Below are 20345 nucleotides of genomic sequence, written 5' to 3' on the forward strand. Positions count from 1 at the left end.
ACGAATTAATCCGCGTTGCCAGAGAATTTGAAATTTGATTTAATTGGCTTTGTTATCCTATTCCAGGAGGGTTATGGAGGCTCTATCGTAATCCAAAATACCTTCCCTTTTCATTTTCTGAAGCTCCCTGCTGAGGGAGGTCCTCTGCACTCCCAGTCTTTCCGCAAGCTCTTTTTTTGAGGTTGGCAGAATTATCCTTTCTCCTCCCTGTCTTTTCCTTTCCATTTGAACAAAGTCCATGATCTTTTCCCTAAGGGGCTTCATGGATATCTCTGTAATCCAGTTTGCAAGGGAGATGGCCTTGTCGGATACAATCTGTAGGAGAGATTCCGTGAACCTTGGATTGTCCCTGGACAGCTCAAGAAGCAGTCCCTTTGAAAGCTGAAGAATCTCCGTATCCTCCACTGCAGTTACAGAGAAGGGGTAGGCGCTGTCTGTTGAAAAGAGAAGATTCACTCCCACAATGTCACCCTTCTTGAACCTTGCAAGGGTTATTACGTTTCCCTCCTGGTCTATGCTGTGTATGTCAACGGTTCCCTTAAGGACAATATCCATTGTAGTGCAGACCTCTCCCTGCAAATAGACCAGCTGATTCCCTTGGAACCTTTTGGTCTTGACATTATCCTTTCGGATGGCTTCCTCAAGCCTATGGGGTTCTATATTCACAAAGGGCTCAATTGAATTGATCATTCTACCAATATACTCCATTTCATCCTCCATTTGTGTTACCTAGGTAACTTTCATATGTACAGTTCATAAGTATACTGGAACTATTACATAATTGAAAGGGGTCAAACATGAAAACACGCTTCAGAAAATCAGTACAGCTTTTTTTCCTTGGAATATTCATTCTTCTTGTAATCCTCAACAAGCCTCAGCTTTGGATGGGGCTTCTGCTCCTTGGAGTGGCAGCATCCTTTATATTTGGTCGACTGTATTGCGGATGGATCTGTTCAATCAATACCGTAATGGAAGCGGTCACAGCCTTTAAAAGAAAAAGTGGCATAAGGGACAGGAAAATCCCCGATGTCCTAAAGCGTCCCCTTGTACGCTGGGGAATGCTTCTGCTCTTCTTTGCCACCTTCATCCTTGTTATGCGAACGGGTAAGCAGATGCCCATACTTCCGGTACTGTTTCTATTTGGAATCATTCTCACCTTCTTCTTTCACGAGGAGCTTTGGCACAGATTCCTCTGTCCCTATGGAAGTATACTTAACAGGAGCTCCAGGAATCCAAAATACGGAATGAAGGTGGACCCGGACCTTTGCATCAGCTGCGGCAGGTGTGTTAATGCGTGTCCCGCCCTTGCAATTGAGAAGGACGAAGTGTCCCACTTCATAAACAGGGAGGATTGCCTTGTGTGCATGAAATGCACGGAGGTCTGCACTCCTAACGCAATAACCTATGAGTAGGAAAAGCTAAAAGCTCCCAAACGGGAGCTTTCGTTTTCTAAAGACCTAACAGCTGGTCTATTCCTGCCTTGTCAAAGCCTACGATTATCTGTCCGTTGATGTCAAGGACAGGTACGCCTCTTTGCCCAGATTTCTGAACCATTTCCACTGCCTTGTCATAATCCTTTGATACGTCATGGTCAGTGTAAGTAACATTCTTTGAGTTTAGGTAATCCTTTACCTTAGTACACCATGGTCAAGACGGGGTTGAATAAATTATTACACTCATTGAAATTCCTCCTTATTATTTTCGATTACTATACATATACCATGTGTGACTTGTTTTAAACATTTGTTGACCAAGTATGTCCAAAACTTAAAAAATATTGAATCCCATCCATATGAAAGGCAGGAACTAAAACCGGTTCCAGCCTTGATTTTACCTGTTATTCAATCTCTATGCGGTTCTTTTCCTTAACGGATTTCTCAACCTTGGGAACTGTTATTTCAAGAACCCCACCATCCAGCTTGGCCTTGATGTTGTCCGAATCCGCATCGGCCAGATAGACGCTTCTGCTCATTGAGCAGTACCTTCTTTCCTTGTGGATGTAGTTCTTCTTCTCCTCATCCACCTTCTCTTCCCTCTGGATACCGATCATCAGCTGTCCTTCATGCATTTCTAGAGTGATCTCCTCCTTTTTCACCCCTGGCAGCTCAGCCTCGATCAGGTATTCTTTCTCCTTGTCCTGAACGTCAAGCTTAAAGGTGTCTCTAGCCAAACTTCTTCGTGGCATCATCAGATCGTCACTAAAGAAGTCATCAAGCATGCCGTAGAAATCACCCAAGCCTGTTCCAGTCAGTCCTCTGTTCCTTCTGTTGAAAGGTACTAGTCCTGCCATGATTAACAACTCCTTTTATATTGTATTTTTGTTTTAGCACTCTCTTGTTTTGAGTGCTAACCTTTTGCAATTATATTATAGGGCATATGTTTTTAATTGTCAATACCATTATCATGATTTTTTCAGATCCACCACATACCAGGCAGCTCTCTTGTCAACATCCCTCTTGCTGACATTTCCGAATTCCTCCCTCAGCTCCTCCTCCACAGCCTTGATGAAGTTGAAGTAGTCTCCCCCCTCAAGCCACTCAACAATATCATTGGCCCATCTTCTCTCCTGGTTGTAGTCATAGATGATCATTTTCCTGCTTGTAACCCTTGCCATTTCACGATACATTCTGAGCCTTTCCTCTTTTTTCATGCCGTGGGCAACATATGAGGATATTGATAGGTCAAAGGCATCATCCTGGAAGGGAAGACCCTCAAGTACATCAGCCATTACACAGTCCGCAAGGATGTCCGCATTTCTTCTTTTTGCTATTTTGAGCATCCTCTCAACCGGCTCAACTCCTGTCACATGGAGGCCATTTTCAGCCAATACCCTGCAAAGGGCTCCAGTTCCAAAGCCAATGTCCACAGCTGTGGAATACTCTCTGAAATCCAGAAAATCACGGTTATTCTTGATAATCTCCCTGTAGTGGTCCACCTGCTTGTTGTAGAAGAGTCCGTATATGGGTGCTATTGTATGAAAAACTCCATTACTCATGATCTCAACCCCCTATATGTGAAAATAGTAGGACCTCATAAGGTATGGATCCCGGTACTTTTCGTTAAGTCTCCACAGGCTATTCTTAACTGCCTGCAGGGAGAGCCTGCCTTCCCTGAACCTGTCCAGGTCACTTCTGAACCTGTTTTTCTCCTTTTCTGTGGCTACATCCTTGAAATAGCCCCACACATGCTGGATTCCATTTACCACCGTCCCCTGGGTTGGGCTGGTCCTGTATATGGCCTTGTCAACAAGGCTGTAGAATTCCTCAACCGGATAGGAGTCCTTGTCCTTTAGGAGGCCTCGGATCCTCTGGTAGCCTTCAGGAGACCTTTCAAGGACATTGTATTTGTATCTGCTCCATTCACCCTCCAGATTCTCTATTTTTCCAGTTTTTATTACAGCATTGATCGCCTTTTTTGCAGACAGGTTCTTATCCTTGACCTCCAGCATGATATCAAGGTCATGGTGGATGTTTTCCTCTATATATTCCAGGAGCTGTCCCACATCTATTGTCTCTGAATGGGCCCCCAGGTTCTTCCTTGGATCCTGCTGGGAGTAGTGGATCTTCTGGATGCCATCCTCCTCTTTCCAGGTCTTGGCAGCCTCCCTGATCCACATGTGATCCTTTCCGTCTCCAACCTTGACCTGGTGGTGGAGGTTGTCAAAGACAACTGGTATCTTAAGGGTGGTTCCAATTTCAAGGACCTCCTCAATATTGTACAGCCTCTCGTCGTTTTCAATTATTAGGCGACCTTTCACACCCTCAGGAAGCTTACGGTAGTTTTCCTTGAATCTTCTTATGGCAGAATTTTTATCCCCGTACACCCCTCCAATGTGGATGATTATCTTTGCCCTTCCATCAAGCTGGAGACTGTCCAGGACCAGGTTGTGGTAAACAAGGTCATCAATCGCCCGATTGACAACATCCCCATCAGGTGAATTTAGGACCGTGTACTGACCCGGGTGCATGGATATCCTCATGTCATTGTCCCTCATAAGACCTCCAAGCTCCTGGAATTGAGGCTTGAAAACCTCCCACCATTTTGTACCGTTCACAGGGCTTGACCCGAAGGGTATAAGGTCTGAGGACAGCCTGAACATATTCAGACCATCCTCAGCATTGTACCTTAAAATGTTCCCCAAGGTATTAAGATTGTGACCGGTTACTTCATTAAGCCTTTCCGGTGTTGCTTTCTTGCTGGTGACCCCCTTGAAGTCCGTATAGGGAATCCCTTTTGTAAGGCATGCATATCCTATTCTCATGTTTTCATCCTTTACTCTACCTCTATAGGGTTACCTTGTCGTATTCCCTCAGGTTGTTTGCCCTTATTATATCCATCAGCTTGATGGGGTAGTTGGGGTCAGTGGCATAGCCAGCCCTTCTTATGGCCCAGGCTCCCATTGTACTGTTGTACATCACGTCCCTGAATATTCCGTAGCGGTCTTTCTGGAGAAGCACCTTGTGGTCATTCCAGCTCTCCACAGGGTCCATATATGCCCTGAATTCAGCGTCAATCCTGTAGGTTACTCCATTGTAGACCTCCCAGGTGTTTGATATGACCGATCCGTTGCTGGCGCTTCCCTTTATTCCAAAGAGATTGTTTGACATCTTGCCTGAATACTTATCCCTTGGCACATACTGTCCCCAGCCTGTTTCAAGGATTGCCTGGGATGTCTGTATCGCAGCGGACATTCCTGTCCTTCTGTAGGTCTGGACAGCCATTTCAGCTGCAAAGGACTTGAACTGATCCTTTGGAACTATACTCTTCGGACCAAATATCTCCTGTGCATAGACCTGAAAATCAACGGTTTCACTGGTTACAATCCTCCCGTTGTAGGTTGCTCGTGCTAGAATTCTCCAGTCCCCCGTATCCTGAGGCTGTGGAGTGTAGACTGCCTTTTTTGTATCCGGATTTGCAGCAATTGTCCTTGTACCCCCAGTTCCCTTGTTTGTAAGGACAAACTGAACGTCTGTAAATTCAACATTGCTTCTGTAGGTCAGGTCTGTATCTCCTGTCACCACCTGCTTGGGTCCGATTCCCTGTAGCTGAAGCTGTGGAGTTCCTTGGAAGTTGACTCTTACGGGCTCACTGGTGACGATGTTGCCCTGCGAATCCACAACCCTTACCATCAGGTCTTTCCAGCCGGATATCTCAGGGCCTGGGAACCAGGTATAGGTTCCGTATGGAATGGTCTGAATTACTGTCTCCATTCCCGTTGAAGGGTCTCTCATAAGGAAGGTGGTCTCCCTTACATCAAAGTTTCTGTTTGCCATAAGGGTCACTGGATTTCTTATGGTGGATCCCTCGGTTACCCCTGACAGGGTCATCCTTTTGGGTACCTGTACATTCACAGTATATACCTTGCCTGGAAACTCATTTTTTTGGTGGTCCAATGCAATTATCTGTACGGTATTAAGACCGTTGTCCGTAGACATTGGATTCCAGGTGAAGGGGCCGTAAGGGTCCCTGTTTTCCTCTATCTTCACCCTTCCAGTGGAAAGGTTTGTTATAACGTATTTCACTGAATATGGTGCAAAGTTAAGCTTTGGCATGATCTCCCTGGCTGAGCTTAGAACCATGTTGTTTACAAGACCTGTCATGTCAGCTTCAGGTATGACCCTAACTGATACAGGTATGCTGTCTCCCCCAAGGAAGCTTCCATTCTGGTCATAGACGCCGGCAACCAGCATCCTGTCCCCTGTGTTTTCAACCTCGGGTATATATTCAACTGCCCTTGTGGCTGCATCTGACATCCCCACTATAAAGCCGGTATGGTCCTTCTTGTCAAGGAGAAGCAGTCTGATCTGGTTGCCTGCTTTAAGGAGACTAGAATCCCCGGAGACCGTGATCCTTGAGGTCCCTGTGATATAGCTCCCCCCTTCATGTGAGGTTATGTTCACGTTGTAGAAGGGCTCAACAGCCGCTGCCCTGCTTGAGTCAACGGTCACCGTTCTTGTGGCGTTGTCCCAGCTTACACCTACTCCAAGTCCATTGCTTATGAGCCTTAGGGGCACAAAGGTCCTGCTGTTTATTATCCTTGGAGCAACATCGCTTACTACAGCATCATTGCCATTACCAAGCTCCACGACCCTGCTGTCAATTATCATCCTCAGGGACCTGTCTCCCTTCCATGCCTTTACGGTTCTGGTTACATTGTCCCAGCTGACCTCTCCCCCGATTTCCTCCGTAACAAACCTTATTGGGACGAGGGTCCTGCCGTTTTCTATTATGGGCTCTGTCAGATGGGTTATGTCCTTTCCGTCAACAACCAGCTTTATGGGCTCCATTCCAGTGGCTTCAGTATCGCAGCCATTGAACATTGCAAGCATCATGGCCAGTGTTCCTATTGTAAATAGCTTGGTCAATCTATTCATATCAAATGCACCTCTCTTTAGCTAATATTTTTGTCAGTTCCACTCCAAAAGTCTTCTCTCGCCTTCAAGTGCCTGGATTTCGGTTATGTCCTGGCTAACTTCAAGCACCCCCCTGTACTGGCCGTCTTCGTTTCTCATGGCAAAGTACTGTATCAGTATCATCCTATCCCTTATTTTTATCCAGAAGGTGGCAGTATCCCTTTCTCCCCTTCTGAAGGCTTCAACAATCTCCTCCACCACATGGACGCTGTCTGGTGGATGGCACTTGTTCACATCCCGTCCGATTATTGCAGGTGACCTTGGGAAGATCCTGTCCTTGGGACGGGTGAAGAACCTTACCTTGTTGTGTTGGTCAACAAAGGTCATGTCGACTGGAAGGGAATCAAAGATAAGCTTGATCTGGTCAAAGGAAAGCTCTCCCGTCTCTGTCCTGAACCTTCCATCTGACAATTGTTCTTCGGTGCTTTCAATGTATTCCTCCTCCCACTCCTTCTGGATGAAGGGGAAGCTGTAATCATAGCTTTGTCGGTGCATCTGGTGCCATTCCTCCTCACTGAGCACCTCACATGCTGCCGGGAAGAGGATTATTTCCTCCTTCTTAACTATACCCAGGATTCCAAAAAACAATTCCGCTATGGCGACATTCACCTCATGGTCGTCACTCCCGGGATCCCTAAGCTTCACCAGAGCATTGTCAACCTGGTCCTTCACCATGTCATGGAGCCCCCACATTATTGTCAGACCTTCAAACCTTGGAAGCTTCTTTTCCAGGTAGGGAAAGAGTATGTTTTCCTTCTTGGTGTAGTGGGGATAGAATTCCTTCAGCTCTTCGATTAGAGGTATGAGCTTTTCCCTTCTCATCTGTGAAGTGGGCTCCTTCACTATGGTCTTGATATGGTCGGTCTTTTTCCTCAAAGCCTGGTTTTCAAGCTCCAGGTCAGTGAGGAAGTTGTCACTTTCAGGTCTCTTCCAGGTATGACTTGTAAGGCTTTCGTGAAAAACATTTATTATCTTGTCAAGAAATGTTAGAATCTCCTTTTCTGTCATGCCATCCTGAAGAAGTCCGTGGAAAACCTGAAATGCATCCTGAGGCTTGACGGTGGTGATGTCATCCTTGTACTCCAGATAAAGCTTCCTTCCGTCTTCCTTGCTGTTGAGTCTTCTTATATATTCTTTAAGTCTATCTATTTTTCCCGCATCCTGATTCATCCAATCGCTCCCTTCAAGGTGATGCTTTAATTATACATTAGAACCTGCTTTGAGGCAAAAAAATAACAGGAGCAACTAGGCTCCTGTGGTTTCCAAATTATTCCTGTACTGGTCTCTTGTAATGGAGTAGCAATGCTCGTCGTGGACCCTTCCATCATAGGTTACGGTTGCACGCTTAAGCACCCCTTCATGGGTCATTCCACACTTTAGTATCACACTTTTTGACCTGTCATTGTGAGGATAATGGTAGGCTGATACCAGGTCAATCTCCAGAACCTCAAAGGCATAGCTTATGATCCTCCTTGATGCCTCCGTTGCATAGCCAAGGCCCCAGTGCTGGGAGTTCATTACATAGCCCATCATTCTGGCGGATTTGTTGTCCCTTTTCTTGTCCCTATGTAGACCTATGGACCCGATTACCTTGGAATTCTCCTTGAGCTCAATGGCCCAAATTTCATTGCTCTTGACAAACTTCTTCAAAAGAAACAGTGATTCATCCTTGTTTCTGTGGTAGTCCCAGCCTGCATCGGGTCCTACCGCAGGGTCTTTCGCGTATTCGTAAAAATCGTTGAGATCGCTCAATTTGAACCTTCGCAGGAGCAATCTTTCTGTTTGGAGTATGGGCATCATTTCACCTCTTGCTACTATTTTGTTGCCATATGAACATTGTACCATGTATTGTAATATTTTGGAATGTTCTCCTTGTCACCTCTATAGGATAATAAGGCTTATTGCCATAACCAGCATACCTGATATGAGGCCCCATATGGCTATATGGTGTTCTCCATACTTCTGAGCCGTTGGCAGCAGCTCATCCAAGGAAATGTAAACCATGATTCCTGCAACCCCCGCAAAAATGATTCCAAACATCCTCTCATCAAAAATACGCATGAGGAGGAAGTATCCCACCAAGGCACCCAATGGCTCCGAAAGGCCTGAAAGGAAGGAATACTTGAATGCCTTTCTCTTGCTTCCTGTGGCATAGTATATCGGTACTGACACGGCTATACCCTCTGGGATGTTGTGTATTGCAATAGCAATTGCAATTGATATTCCAAGGGAAGGGTCCTGCAATGCACTGATAAAGGTTGCAAGGCCTTCAGGAAAATTGTGGATTGCAATTGCAAGGGCTGAGAAGAGTCCCATCCTCATTAGCTCTTCATTCTCTTTAGCACCCTCCTCCATTTCACCCACATCCCTCATCTCGTGGGGATTCTCTCCTGAGGGTACGAACTTGTCTATTAGTCCAATCAGTGCAATTCCGGCGAAGAAGGCAACTGTTGTTACCAGAAGACCTCCTGTCTCCCCGTATATGACCTCCAGTGATTCCCTGGCTTTGGGAAATATCTCAACAAAGGATACGTAAATCATTACACCTGCTGAAAATCCAAGTGCGGCTGATAGAAATTTCTTGTTGGTCTGCTTTGTATAAAATGCCAGTGCACTTCCGATACCAGTTGACAGACCTGCCAACAGGGTCAATGTAAAGGCGAAAATAATTGTGCCAGTGCTTGCTTCCATAAATGTCCTCCTAATTTGTGTCATTTCTTATATAATAGTCATATATTAGCATAAAATCTCAAATAGTCAAATTCCAGGTTAGAAAGTTGTCGGATTAGGTTTTATCTTCATCCTCCTCCATCTCCCTTACAACCTCCACAAATACATGTGCAAGGTCAGGGTCAAACTGGGTGCCTGCATTTCTCTCAATTTCCTTCAAGGCCTCTTCCTCCGGCAGCTTTCTCTTGTATGGACGTTCCGTTATCATGGCATCATAGGAATCAATGATGGAGACTATCCTTGAAAGAACCGGTATTTCGTCGTACTTCAAACCATCCGGGTAGCCTGTTCCATCCCAACGTTCATGATGGGACAGGATGTAGTCCGATATGGCCGCAAGCTCAAGCGATGCCATGGCAATCCTGTAGCCCATTTCAGGGTGCTTTCTTATTATCTCCCATTCCTCCTCCGTAAGGGGCTCCTCCTTGTTGAGGAGCTCAGTATCAATTGTGATTTTTCCTATGTCATGTATTGAAACAAGGGTTTGGAGCTTATCAAGCATTTCATCGTTGAATTCCAGCCTCTTGCCCATTTTTCTGGCAACCTTCTCCATATTTGTAAGGTTCTCCTCGTTTTCCTCCCCACGTCTGAGAAGTGAATTCCTTATGGACTTAATGATTGTACCGTGGGTGCTCTTGTGGTCAAAAAGCTTGTTTCTGTACATGTGGTCCTCCGCCAGCTTGATGGTTTCGGAAAGCTCCTCCTCCATCCCTTCCTTGGTTGCATACCCAAGGGAAATGCTTATCTGCACGGGAGAATCCTTGTTGAGCTGGTTGATCAGCTCACCTTCCTGTCCAATCCTCTTGACTATCATCCTGGCAATGTCCAGGGTTGTATTTGGCAGCAGGATTACAAACTCATCTCCACCTGTCCTGGCCAGAACATCGGTGCTTCTGATTGATTCCTTGAGGAGCTCTGCGGTTTTAATAATGAGCTGGTCCCCGTACTCGTGACCAAAGGCATCGTTTATAAGCTTAAGTCCGTTTATGTCCCCAACGATTACCGAAAGCGGAAGTGATTCCTCCCTGTTTATCTGGTCTATGGTGTGGTTGTAATATCTTCTGTTGTAGACTCCCGTCATTGCATCGTAGTAGGTCAGGTAGTTTATCCTCTCCTCCCTCTCCTTCTGCTGGGTGATATCAACCACCATTCCCTCAAGGACAGTGAGGTTCCCTTCCTTGTCCAAGACAGGCTGGCCCTGTTCATAGACCCATTTTTTCTGACCTGCGGCTGTGATTATTTCGTACTCGGTCCGTACCATCCTTCCATCGGCGACGGCTTCCTCCCAGTGCCTCCAAATTTCATCCCTGTACTTCTCATCTATGATCTCATTGTAGGATATTTCCTTGTTTTCTATGAGGCTGTCAACATCATAGCCTGTAAGCTCCTTGCATCCCTCTGAGACATACTCCATTGTCCAGTGCCTGTCAAATCTGCAGCGGTAAACCATCCCAGGAAGACTCTCAAGGAGGTTTAGCCTGGTCCTTTCGGACTTTCTGAAGTTGTCAAGATACCCTGCCCTTTCGCTGAAGGTTATGGCCAGGATACCGTCTCCAAGGTCAATGACCTTGATGTTGAAGTAGAATGAATTGCTAAATATTATGCCTTCAACCTCTCCATCATCCATTACCGAGGACACAGCCTCACCCAGCTGCTGGGTTATGCTCTCCTCAAGGACTTCAACTATCCTTTTTCCAGCTATGTCGCCCTCCAAATGAAGATAGTCTAGAAGGAGCTGGTTATAATTCTGCACAACCAACTCCTCAAAGGAGGTCTCCCCCTTGAGGATCAGGTATCCCAATGGTGACTTGCTCATTAATTTGTGGTATATGCTGTTCATAAGGCACCTCTTCCCCTTCATAACGGTTGTTGTCTTTATACCCCTTTAAGGAAGCAAGTATTACAGGAATGTAAAATTGTTCAGTCAATATTGATGTGTTTTTGTCAATCACCCCTTTCACATTATTTTCACCTGAGTGTAACAATTTTGCAATGAATTGGATTATCTTTTGTGGTATACTAACATAGATACTTAAAGGGAGGAGACTTAAAATGAATTTAACAAAGGGAAAAAACGGCAGAAAAATAATATTGCTTATGCTGGTACTTGCGCTTGGGGTGTTTGCTGGAGCCTGCGAAAAGGCTGAGGAGCCAAGCGAGGTTGAGGTTGTTGCTAAAATCAACGATGTTGAGATCACCAAGGACGAATTCTACAGCTACCTGCTCCAGCAGAACGGACCTGAGGTTCTGGAGGCATTGATTCTTGAGAAGATGATCATGATGGAGATGGAGGCCAATGATATCGAGGTCTCTGATGAGGCCCTCCAGGAGGAACTGAACGAGATGAAGAACTCCTATGGTGGAGAGGAAGCCTTCCAAGAGGCAATTCAATACTACGGCTTCACGGAAGCGTCTGTTATGAACAATATCAAGCTTAATCTTGGAATTGAGGCATTGATGGAGCCATACATCGATATTACAGAGGATGAGGTGCTGCAGTACTTCATTCAGAACAAGGAGGAATTCGATACCTCTGAGCAGGTAAACGCCAGTCATATACTTGTGGATACTGAAGAGGAGGCAAGGGACATCAAGCAGCAGCTGGACGACGGTGGAGATTTTGCGGAGCTTGCAGCCGAGTACTCAAAGGATGCTTCAAATGCCCAGCAGGGAGGAGCCCTTGGCTTCTTTGGGAAGGGTCGAATGGTGGCACCGTTTGAAGAGGCAGCCTTCGGTATGGAGCCTGGAGAAATTAGCGATCCGGTCCAGACTGATTTTGGATTTCATATAATAAGGGTTGAGGACAAAACTGAAGCCCAGGAGACAAAGCTTGAGGATGTTTCCGATGAGATCAAGGATATCCTTAAGCAGGAGAAAATGAACTCTGCTTACTCTGTATGGTATGAGGATGTTCAGGAGAAATACAAGGTTGAGAACTTTATTCTAAACAACTAGAGGACAAAAAATCTGGATGCCAGGCATCCAGATTTTTTTATGCTATTCTTATTTGTTTTTGTTTCTCTCAAGGAATCCTGCAAGGTCAAGCTCCATTGTAAACCTGTCCTCTCCCTTGCCGTACTCATCCTTTGAGTACAGGATTGACTTGAATCCAATTTTGTCCCTGTAAAGCCTGATTGCAGGCTCGTTGTCCACATCCACTGTAAGGCTCATCTTGTCAAATCCCTGATCCAAAAGGTCCTCTGCAATAATCTTGAGGAATTCAAATCCAAGACCCAGGCTCTGATAGTCCTCTGAAATTGCATAGTCAAACAAGTATGCCTTGTAGAAATCCTCCCAGTCTCTCATAAGTATTGCAAGTCCAACTATCTGATGCTTGCCTTCCTCAGTTAGTATATAGACGTTTCCGTGTCTGATCTGTGGAACAAGTCCCCACTGGTCCATTCCCAGATCTCCAAATATATCCAGTCCAAATTCAACCATGTTCCTCAGGAGCTTAAGGTTGAAGTCCTGTACAAGATACACCTTCAGATTATCCACACCTTCAATATTCTTTACCACCTTATGTGGTAGACCTTTTACCTCTTCTAATTGCATAATCCATCTCCTTTACTTTTTTATGTAAACATTATACCCAAAAACCTCCCTCTTCAACGACTTTTTTGTGATTTAGCCAATGGCAGCACATTGTCCTATCACTATATTGCACAAAAGCCATCAAAAGTATATAATTACAAAAGAAACCTTTAAGGAGAGTGAAAATGGAATTCAAGGATAAGATAACGAGAATGATGCAGATATTGAAAATCACCAACTCCCAGTTGGCCCAACGGCTGGATGTGGATATGTCCCTTGTAAGCCGCTGGAGAACCGGAAACCGCCTTCCATCACAGCGTGGGGACCATATGGAGCAGATTGCAGATTACCTGATGGAGTGCGCCTTCAAGAAGGACCTGCTGGATGAGTTTACAGAGCTTCTGGGTCTCTCGGCAGATGCACACAGAAGCGATCACGTATACCTGAGGTCCCATCTTCTGAACTGGCTGCAGGATGACAAGTACCAGGACAATTCACCCTTTATCAGGGACTTTATCGACAAGGTTGAGTTCTTCACTGGGAGCTCTGAGTTTAACCCTTCACACCACAGGCTACATAGCCCTCCTGAATATTCCATTGAGGATATTTATGTAGGAACCGATGGCAAGCGTGAGGCCATGAAGAGATTTCTTCACCAGATATCCCTTTCAGAGGAAATCCTTGATATTTTCTTTTACAGTGATGAGCCCCTTGAATGGATTACAGACGATATAGACTTCTATTTCATCTTTAATGGAATGCTCTCTGATGCTCTGGCCAAGGGCCATAGGCTAAACATAATCCAGCCGTACTACAGGGAATTCAGGAGCATAATGGAGTCCATTGAAAGATGGCTTCCTGTCTATCTTTCTGGACAGATACAAACATATTATTACCATGAGGAGATAAAAACCATTTTTGGAAACACTGTGGCTGTTGCAGGAGATGTTGCAGCCTTAAAGTCAGCCTCCATAAGGTCAAACTCCCAGAACAGCATTAACTTTTATGTTACTGATGAAAAAATTGTCCATTCCATCAAGGAAAATCTGTTGAGCTTTATAGGGGAATGCGACCCTATGATGAATATCTTTGGCTTCCATAACCTAAAGGAGCTTATTGACTATCTGCTGAAGCAGGGTGACAATCCCGGCGACCTGATAGCCCTTCACCAGACCTTGAGTACAATGACCGTTCCAATGGAATTTCTCCATATGCTTTCTGACTCAAAGGACCTGCACAATACCCATATAAAAAGAACAGGACTCCTGAAGGATAACCTTGAAAAGTACAAATACATTGAAATATTCTCACTGCCTACACTGGAGGAGCTTGACAGTGGCACTGTACAGGTTGAACTGTCAAACCACCTTTCAACTGGGGCTGTCTACTATGACAGGAATACCTTCAGGCTTCATCTGGAGAATGTAATCCACTGGCTGGAGACCTATGAAAACTTCAGCGTTATAGTTCTGGATAAGCTGTTTCTCAAGGATGTTAGAATAACTGTCAAGAAGGACAGGGCAGCAATTCTTTACAAGATAACCCCTTCCCCCTTTGCCTTGGCCTTTGACAACAAGGACATCATTGAAGCCTTCTACTCATACATCGTTTCGGTTATCAATGAATCAGATCAAAAGACCTTGGACAGAAACCTTTCAATAGAAAAATTAAAGGACTACCTGAATAAGATTTAACCATTTAAAGCCTGCAAAGCATCTAGGAATTGGACATATTCCATGATTCTGACTGCAGGCTTTGCCATTGGCTCTAAATTTAAATCTGAAAAAATCAGGGACGGTACTTGACATTAGATACCCCCCTGGTGTATAATTGCTTCTGGAGGTCGAAACAGATGCCAAGACAAGCCCGTATTAAGGATAACTACGGTATTTACTACATCCATCAAACTAGAGGTCCTGGTCGACCTATTTTTCAGTGTGATGATGACAGGGAAAAGTTTCTAAGCATTTTGGATGCTGTAAGGAATAAATTCAATATAATTGTATACGCCTATTGCATCGCCCACGATGAAGAGTATCATCTCATAGTCAATGCAAACGGCTCGGATATTTCAAATGTCATGAAGGCAATCAACATATCCTATGCAATTTATGTTGATTTTCCTGAAAAGCTGTTCAAGGACAGATACAGGAGCAGAATCATTGAGGATCATGGATCCTTGATGGAGTCCATTTACAGTATTCACAGCAGAAAGGAAAATTCCCCGGAGCTTTTCAACAGTACATGCTTCTACAATGAGGTCGGTCTTTTTCAGACAGGTCTGCTAAAAAAGGATGATATTCGGATACTTAAGAACCACTCCATATTCAGCGAGGGTCTGAGAGAGTGCACCAACTGTATCACAACTGTGGAAGAGGCAAAGCTGAGAATTGGTCAGATTCTGAATAATAGGGGAATCACACATGAGGAGCTCCTTAAGGACAAGGATGAAAGGAACAGGATGATCCTTCAGCTAAGAAGAGAATCAACCCTGTCCCTGAAGCAGATTGGAGACCTAATGGGAGGGCTTTCCGAGTCAACTGTATCAAAAATAATAAGCAATCATTGATTTTTTTGCTGAATGATCAAGAACAGTCCCATAATAATAAGCGGAGGTGCATTTAATCATGGAAGTCAATCTTAATTTAGGAAGCAATCCTGGAAAGGAAAAACCAAAAATGGATCCAGAGACAGTCTACGACCTGATTGTTGTGGGCGGAGGTCCTGCAGGCCTCAACGCGGCACTTTATGCAAAAAGAAAGGGTCTCCAAGTTGGAATAATCGCAAGGGATATCGGGGGACAGGTTATGGACACATCCTCAGTTGAGAACTATCTGGGCTTTAATTCCCTGTCCGGCGAAGAGCTGATGAAGAAGTTCATTGGTCATGTAAACGAGCTGAGTGTTCCCATTCTTGAATATGAGGAGCTGGAAGCAATAAATGTAAAGGACAAGTCCAGCATGAGAGAAGTGGTCCTAAAGAATGGTGAGAAATTCAATACTTATTCCGTTATTATCGCAACGGGAAGTAAGCCAAGAAAGCTTGGAGTTCCTGGAGAGAAGGAATATGCCGGCAAGGGTGTTTGCTATTGCGCAATATGTGACGGTCCTCTTTTCGCAGGCGAGGAGGTAATTGTGGCAGGCGGTGGCAACTCTGCTGTTGAAGCTGCAATTGACCTGGCCAAGATCGTAAAGAAGGTCACAATAGTTCACAGATCACAGTTCAGGGCTGACCAGATACTAATAGACCAGCTTTCAAAGCTTGATAATGTTGAAGTGAAGCTTCAGACCCAGATTCTGGAGGTTCAAGGTGACAAGTTCATGACCGGGGTCAAGGTCAAGGACAAGGAATCAGGTGAGGAATACCAGGTTGAGGGTGCAGGTCTGTTTGTTGAAATAGGGTACCTGCCAAACAGCGAAATATTCTCCAATCTATTGGAGCTTAATGAAAGAAATGAGATTGTCGTGGATAGATACGGCAAGACCAGTGTTGAGGGAATCTATGCAGCTGGCGATGTGACCGACACCCCCTACAAGCAGATAATCATGTCTGCCGGGGACGGAGCAAAATGCGCACTTGCCGTAAACGACTATTTGAACACTGTTAACAAGTAAATTACAGGAGGTAATTATGAAATTTTTAAATGAAGAAGTAGCAAAGCAGCTTGAGGGAATCTTTAAGGGTATGAAGGATGATGTTACGGTGGCCCTTTTCACCAAAGACCAGGATTGTGAAACCTGCACCGATACCAAGGACTTCATTTCAGAGCTGGCTTCCGTTGCACCAAAGCTAAGCCTTGAAAACCATGACCTTGAGAAGGATTCCGAGAAGGCACAAGAATTCGGAGTCAAGATGGCACCAAGCCTTGTACTTCTTGACAAGGACAAGAACTACAAGAGAATAAAGTTCAACGGTGTCCCATCGGGACATGAGATCAATTCCTTTATCAGCAGCGTTATGGAGGTTTCCGGAAACTCCCAGGAGCTGCCCAAGGAGATAATGGAGAGGATTGAAAAGATTGACAAGCCGGTTAACATCAAGGTATTCGTGACACTTGCATGTCCACACTGTCCAGGAGCTGTTGAGAAGGCTCACAAGCTGGCACTTGAGAATCCAAACATCCATGCTGACATGATCGAGGCCCAGACCTTCTTTGATATGTCTGAGGAGTACAATGTATCAAGTGTTCCAAAGATAGTGATAAACGACGAGTTCGAGTTTGTAGGCAATCAGCCTCTTGAGGTTTTCCTTGACGAGATAGAAAAGACACAGGTAGCATAAAAAAAATCATGTTTCCCAGATGGGAAACATGATTTTTTTTGTTATTGTTATAGTTTCTTTGAGAATATTGCAAGTACACCAATTACAGCAAGACCGAAAATCATAAGTGATGTCTGCTCGATTGAGATTATACCCATTACGGCAACTATTAGAATTGCCACTGGAATAACGTACTTGACTGTATTGTACCATACGTTGAAAAGACCAAACTTGATTGTTCCACCATTGGTGATCTCATCCTCAAGGTCCTTCTTGTCAACAAACCATCCAACGAATATGGCCAACAGCAATCCACCGATAGCAAGGAATATCTTGTCAGTAAGGATGTCGAAGAAGTCGAATACTCCAACTCCAAACATGGTAAACCCAGACATTAGTCCCATTGAAAGTGATGAAAGAATTCCAGTTACAACCATTATTCCACCAGCTGTGTAAACGGATTTCTTTCTTTCCCATCCTCTTTGGTCTATCAGATATGCTGTAACTACCTCAAGAAGTGATACTGATGAAGTAAGTGCAGCTACTGTAAGTGCCACAAAGAATATGGCTGAGAACAGTGTACCGATTCCTCCCATTGCTGCAAAGATCTGTGGAACAACTACGAATACAAGACCAGCTCCTACTGCAGGCTCCATTCCAAATGCGAAAAGCGCTGGGAATATTGCAATACCTGCAAGCAATGCTACACCGGTGTCCATAAGTGTTACAATCAGAGCATTACTTGGTAGGTTCTCTGACTTTCCAAGGTAACTACCGTATGTGATCATACAGCCCATACCAAGTGATAGTGAGAAGAAAGCCTGCCCAAGGGCTGCAAGGTAAGTCTGTCCTGTAACTGCACTGAAGTCTGGCTTGAACAGGAAGTCTAGACCAGCACCTGCTCCAGGAAGCGTAACGCTTCTTCCAGCGATTAAAAGTAACAGTACGAACAATGTAGGCATAAGTATCTTACCCGCTTTTTCAATTCCGCCTGCAATACCCTTTGCAACGATAGCTATGTTCATTGCAAGGAATATCAACATCCACATAACTGGTTCAAAGGAGCTTGTTATAAAGCCACCAAAAATATCTCCAATTACTGCCGGATTTGAAAGAAGTCCTGTAAATGATTTGAATACATAGGCCAATGCCCATCCACCAACTACAGGGTAGAAGCCCATTATGAAGAATGCACTAAGCACCCCAAGGACTCCTGCGAATGTAAAGTTCTTGTTAATGGATTTGTAGGCTCCAACTGCTGCAAGCTCAGTTCTACGACCAATGGCAAATTCCGAAATCATGATGCTGATACCGATTATTAATGCGAATGCCAAATAAATAATTATAAATGCACTACCACCGTTGTCTCCTGCCATGTACGGAAATCTCCAAATGTTACCAAGACCTACCGCTGAACCGGCAGCAGCCATCAAGAATCCAACCCGGGATCCCCAATTTTCTCTTTGTTTCTTTTCCATCAAATATTCCCTCCTTTAGTACTGTAATGATGCAATAGTTTCACATCTTAATAAATATGATAATACAAAATGGGTAATTTGTCTAGTTGAATTTACAGATAATTATGAAATATTAGTTATTTCTTTAACAATGTGCACCATAAAAACATCTGTTCCTTGAACAGATGTGGGGTTCTCATATTCTTGAATGCTCCATTACGGTGTCAAACTGATTGAAGCCCAGCTTTCTGTACAGCCCTCCAGCTTCAGGATTCTCGTACTCCAAATAGATTTTCTTCCCTTCCCTCTGAAGTAGCTTGATTACATGAGTCATCAGCCTTGTTCCAAAGCCCTTGCCCTGCTGGTTAAGTCTTGTGGCCACACCAACAATCAATGCGCTGTCCTCCTGTTCAAAATCAGTCTGTACAACAGAAACAAGCCTTTCTTCCTCAAAAAGTCCATAGGCCCTTCCCCTGCCGGTTCTTAGCTTTTCCTCCATGACCTCTTCAGATGCGAAGGATTTGAATACCTCCAGATAGATTTCAACAACCCTACCAAGGTCCTCCGTTCCAAGCTGCCGTATCCCGTCAAGGTTGCCCATTTCAAGCCTCACCGGCTCCTCCAGTCTGCACAGATAGGTGATGGGAATACCCTTGCCCAACACCTTCAGCCCTTCCAGCCTTTCCGTGGACGAAAAGGGCCCTATAAGCTTCCTGAACTGGAGCGCAGTCAGGAAACCAGACAGCTCCTCCACATCATAGGCTTCCCTGGAATAGAACTTGATTGTTCCAGATAGCCTGTGAAACAAGTAGCTGACGGTCCTGCCATCATCATCCCTCTGAAGGTAGATGTCCCTGTAGATGGGTTTCCTTGACAAAAGCCCCAGGAGATTGAAGTAGTTCTCAACGGGGTTTTGCATCAGGTCTGGAATGATGTCATTCCAGCTGTGTCTATCAAGCTTCTCAATCATTTGATCACTCCTAGAACCTAAAGGTATTTTTCATGGTGTTCCTGGCGGCATTTGTTGCACCCTTGCTAAAGGCCTTCAGGATGGTCACCGTATTGTCCTTGAGCACCGACCCGAGCATTGATATGGCTTCAATGGTGGCGCTTCTTCTTAGGCTTCTCTTGTCCGGTTTGGTAAGGGCGCTGAGATACCTTTGGGCTATGCAGCCTACTCTAAGGGTAAGCAGGGCATTTACGGAGCCCTCAGTGATTGAATTGACTATTATATTGGTTACGGTTACAGCTCCCGGAACCAGAGTTGCCATTCCACCACCGAGGATGGATGCCACCAGTGGTTCTATCTGCTCATCCAGAAGGTCCAGGTCCTCAACTCCCCTAGCCATAAGTACTGTTGCTGCAACATTTCCATACAATGCTGCCATCCGATTCAATGAGGGTCTGGTTTCGTAAAGCGATGCCAGCTCCCAGACCATCTTGGTCAAGGCTCCCAGTACGAAGAATCCATCCAGGACCCCATTCTGGGATATGGCTGTGGTAAGGAATACGCCAGTGGCCTTTTCCTTTATGGCGGTCCTTGCCCTCTCATCAAGCAAGCCGTAGGCTCTTATTACCTCCTCCTTCAAGTCCTTTTCAGGATCAAATTGGAAGTTTTCCCCCTTAAGGTACTTGTTTCTGACCATGTTTTTCTGAGTCTGCTTAAGGTATTCCCTAAACTCCTGGGAATCCTCATTCTCCGGTATCTCCATTCCCTTTTTGTACCTAAGGAATCCGATCAGTGGCATCATCAACAGGGATGCGAACAGAAGGATCAATACAACAAGAGTGATTTTGCCAAGCATTGGATTTATGGTGTTCATGAAATTCACTATCTGAACTGTCTGATTGAATATTATGATCAAAAGAAGCACAAGTAGCCCAATTCCAATCTTTATGCCGATCCGAGCCAGTCCCTTTAAAAAATCCTGGTTATTGTCCATGTCATTTC

General features: G+C 44.9%; 19 protein-coding genes and 1 pseudogene. 6 read left to right on the forward strand and 14 right to left on the reverse strand.

What is annotated here, in order from left to right; translation table 11 throughout:
* Positions 1 to 57: 57 nt before the first annotated feature.
* Positions 58 to 708 (reverse strand): Crp/Fnr family transcriptional regulator, encoded by a 651-nt coding sequence (locus tag ACKVDP_RS00245; protein ID WP_409226797.1) that lies wholly within the window; start codon positions 706 to 708, stop codon positions 58 to 60.
* Between the two features lie 89 nt (positions 709 to 797).
* Here ACKVDP_RS00245 and ACKVDP_RS00250 point away from each other — a divergent pair, with 89 nt between their 5' ends.
* Positions 798 to 1412 carry a 4Fe-4S binding protein gene (locus ACKVDP_RS00250; RefSeq protein ID WP_409226798.1) on the forward strand — a complete coding sequence of 205 codons (615 nt, stop codon included), beginning with the start codon at positions 798 to 800 and terminating at the stop codon, positions 1410 to 1412.
* Positions 1413 to 1449: 37 nt separating this feature from the next.
* Here ACKVDP_RS00250 and ACKVDP_RS00255 read toward each other — a convergent pair.
* From ACKVDP_RS00255 to ACKVDP_RS00295, 9 genes and pseudogenes are all read right to left on the reverse strand, one after another.
* Positions 1450 to 1635, reverse strand: a pseudogene (locus ACKVDP_RS00255) (glutaredoxin family protein); the annotation flags it as partial.
* 202 nt (positions 1636 to 1837) lie between these two features.
* Complete coding sequence (locus ACKVDP_RS00260; protein ID WP_409226799.1) at positions 1838 to 2290, reverse strand: Hsp20/alpha crystallin family protein; 453 nt, start codon at positions 2288 to 2290, stop codon at positions 1838 to 1840.
* Positions 2291 to 2401: 111 nt separating this feature from the next.
* A complete protein-coding gene (locus ACKVDP_RS00265; protein WP_409226800.1) occupies positions 2402 to 2995 on the reverse strand; it encodes a class I SAM-dependent methyltransferase in 594 nt (197 codons plus the stop codon).
* Between the two features lie 12 nt (positions 2996 to 3007).
* Positions 3008 to 4261, reverse strand: a complete 1254-nt coding sequence (uvsE, locus tag ACKVDP_RS00270; RefSeq protein ID WP_409226801.1) for a UV DNA damage repair endonuclease UvsE — start codon at positions 4259 to 4261, stop codon at positions 3008 to 3010.
* Positions 4262 to 4283: 22 nt separating this feature from the next.
* On the reverse strand, positions 4284 to 6374 hold the full coding sequence (locus ACKVDP_RS00275; protein WP_409226802.1) for a stalk domain-containing protein: 2091 nt from the start codon (positions 6372 to 6374) through the stop codon (positions 4284 to 4286).
* 33 nt (positions 6375 to 6407) lie between these two features.
* A complete protein-coding gene (locus ACKVDP_RS00280; RefSeq protein WP_409226803.1) occupies positions 6408 to 7583 on the reverse strand; it encodes a DUF438 domain-containing protein in 1176 nt (391 codons plus the stop codon).
* Between the two features lie 75 nt (positions 7584 to 7658).
* Positions 7659 to 8258: a GNAT family N-acetyltransferase gene (locus ACKVDP_RS00285; RefSeq protein WP_409226804.1), complete on the reverse strand. Its 600-nt coding sequence runs from the start codon at positions 8256 to 8258 to the stop codon at positions 7659 to 7661.
* A 36-nt stretch (positions 8259 to 8294) separates the two neighbouring features.
* Positions 8295 to 9104, reverse strand: coding sequence for a zinc transporter ZupT (zupT, locus tag ACKVDP_RS00290; protein WP_409226805.1), 810 nt, complete (start codon positions 9102 to 9104; stop codon positions 8295 to 8297).
* 94 nt (positions 9105 to 9198) lie between these two features.
* The gene (locus ACKVDP_RS00295; RefSeq protein ID WP_409226806.1) at positions 9199 to 10983 is read right to left on the reverse strand and encodes an HD domain-containing phosphohydrolase; all 1785 of its coding nucleotides are present in this window, start codon (positions 10981 to 10983) and stop codon (positions 9199 to 9201) included.
* Between the two features lie 212 nt (positions 10984 to 11195).
* Between ACKVDP_RS00295 and ACKVDP_RS00300 the strand changes: the two genes are divergently transcribed.
* On the forward strand, positions 11196 to 12098 hold the full coding sequence (locus tag ACKVDP_RS00300) for a peptidylprolyl isomerase (RefSeq protein ID WP_409226807.1): 903 nt from the start codon (positions 11196 to 11198) through the stop codon (positions 12096 to 12098).
* A 48-nt stretch (positions 12099 to 12146) separates the two neighbouring features.
* Here ACKVDP_RS00300 and ACKVDP_RS00305 read toward each other — a convergent pair whose 3' ends face one another.
* Positions 12147 to 12698, reverse strand: coding sequence for a GNAT family N-acetyltransferase (locus ACKVDP_RS00305; RefSeq protein ID WP_409226808.1), 552 nt, complete (start codon positions 12696 to 12698; stop codon positions 12147 to 12149).
* A gap of 164 nt (positions 12699 to 12862) precedes the next feature.
* Between ACKVDP_RS00305 and ACKVDP_RS00310 the strand changes: the two genes are divergently transcribed.
* The 4 genes from ACKVDP_RS00310 to pdo all read left to right on the forward strand — a co-directional run bounded on the left by ACKVDP_RS00310 (position 12863) and on the right by pdo (position 16958).
* Positions 12863 to 14371: a helix-turn-helix domain-containing protein gene (locus tag ACKVDP_RS00310; protein WP_409226809.1), complete on the forward strand. Its 1509-nt coding sequence runs from the start codon at positions 12863 to 12865 to the stop codon at positions 14369 to 14371.
* Between the two features lie 158 nt (positions 14372 to 14529).
* Positions 14530 to 15246, forward strand: a complete 717-nt coding sequence (locus ACKVDP_RS00315) for a sigma factor-like helix-turn-helix DNA-binding protein (RefSeq protein WP_409226810.1) — start codon at positions 14530 to 14532, stop codon at positions 15244 to 15246.
* 58 nt (positions 15247 to 15304) lie between these two features.
* Positions 15305 to 16291, forward strand: coding sequence for an FAD-dependent oxidoreductase (locus tag ACKVDP_RS00320; protein WP_409226811.1), 987 nt, complete (start codon positions 15305 to 15307; stop codon positions 16289 to 16291).
* 16 nt (positions 16292 to 16307) lie between these two features.
* Positions 16308 to 16958 carry a protein disulfide oxidoreductase gene (gene pdo, locus ACKVDP_RS00325; RefSeq protein WP_409226812.1) on the forward strand — a complete coding sequence of 217 codons (651 nt, stop codon included), beginning with the start codon at positions 16308 to 16310 and terminating at the stop codon, positions 16956 to 16958.
* A 47-nt stretch (positions 16959 to 17005) separates the two neighbouring features.
* Here the strand turns inward: pdo and ACKVDP_RS00330 are convergent, their stop codons facing one another.
* The 3 genes from ACKVDP_RS00330 to ACKVDP_RS00340 form a co-directional block, all read right to left on the reverse strand.
* Positions 17006 to 18415 carry a sodium-dependent transporter gene (locus tag ACKVDP_RS00330; protein ID WP_409226813.1) on the reverse strand — a complete coding sequence of 470 codons (1410 nt, stop codon included), beginning with the start codon at positions 18413 to 18415 and terminating at the stop codon, positions 17006 to 17008.
* A gap of 175 nt (positions 18416 to 18590) precedes the next feature.
* On the reverse strand, positions 18591 to 19364 hold the full coding sequence (locus ACKVDP_RS00335; protein WP_409226814.1) for a GNAT family N-acetyltransferase: 774 nt from the start codon (positions 19362 to 19364) through the stop codon (positions 18591 to 18593).
* Between the two features lie 10 nt (positions 19365 to 19374).
* Positions 19375 to 20337, reverse strand: a complete 963-nt coding sequence (locus ACKVDP_RS00340) for a DUF697 domain-containing protein (protein WP_409226815.1) — start codon at positions 20335 to 20337, stop codon at positions 19375 to 19377.
* Between the last annotated feature and the right edge of the window lie 8 nt (positions 20338 to 20345).

The organism is Gudongella ferriphila, assembly GCF_046224405.1.
Lineage (GTDB): Bacteria > Bacillota > Clostridia > Tissierellales > Tissierellaceae > Gudongella.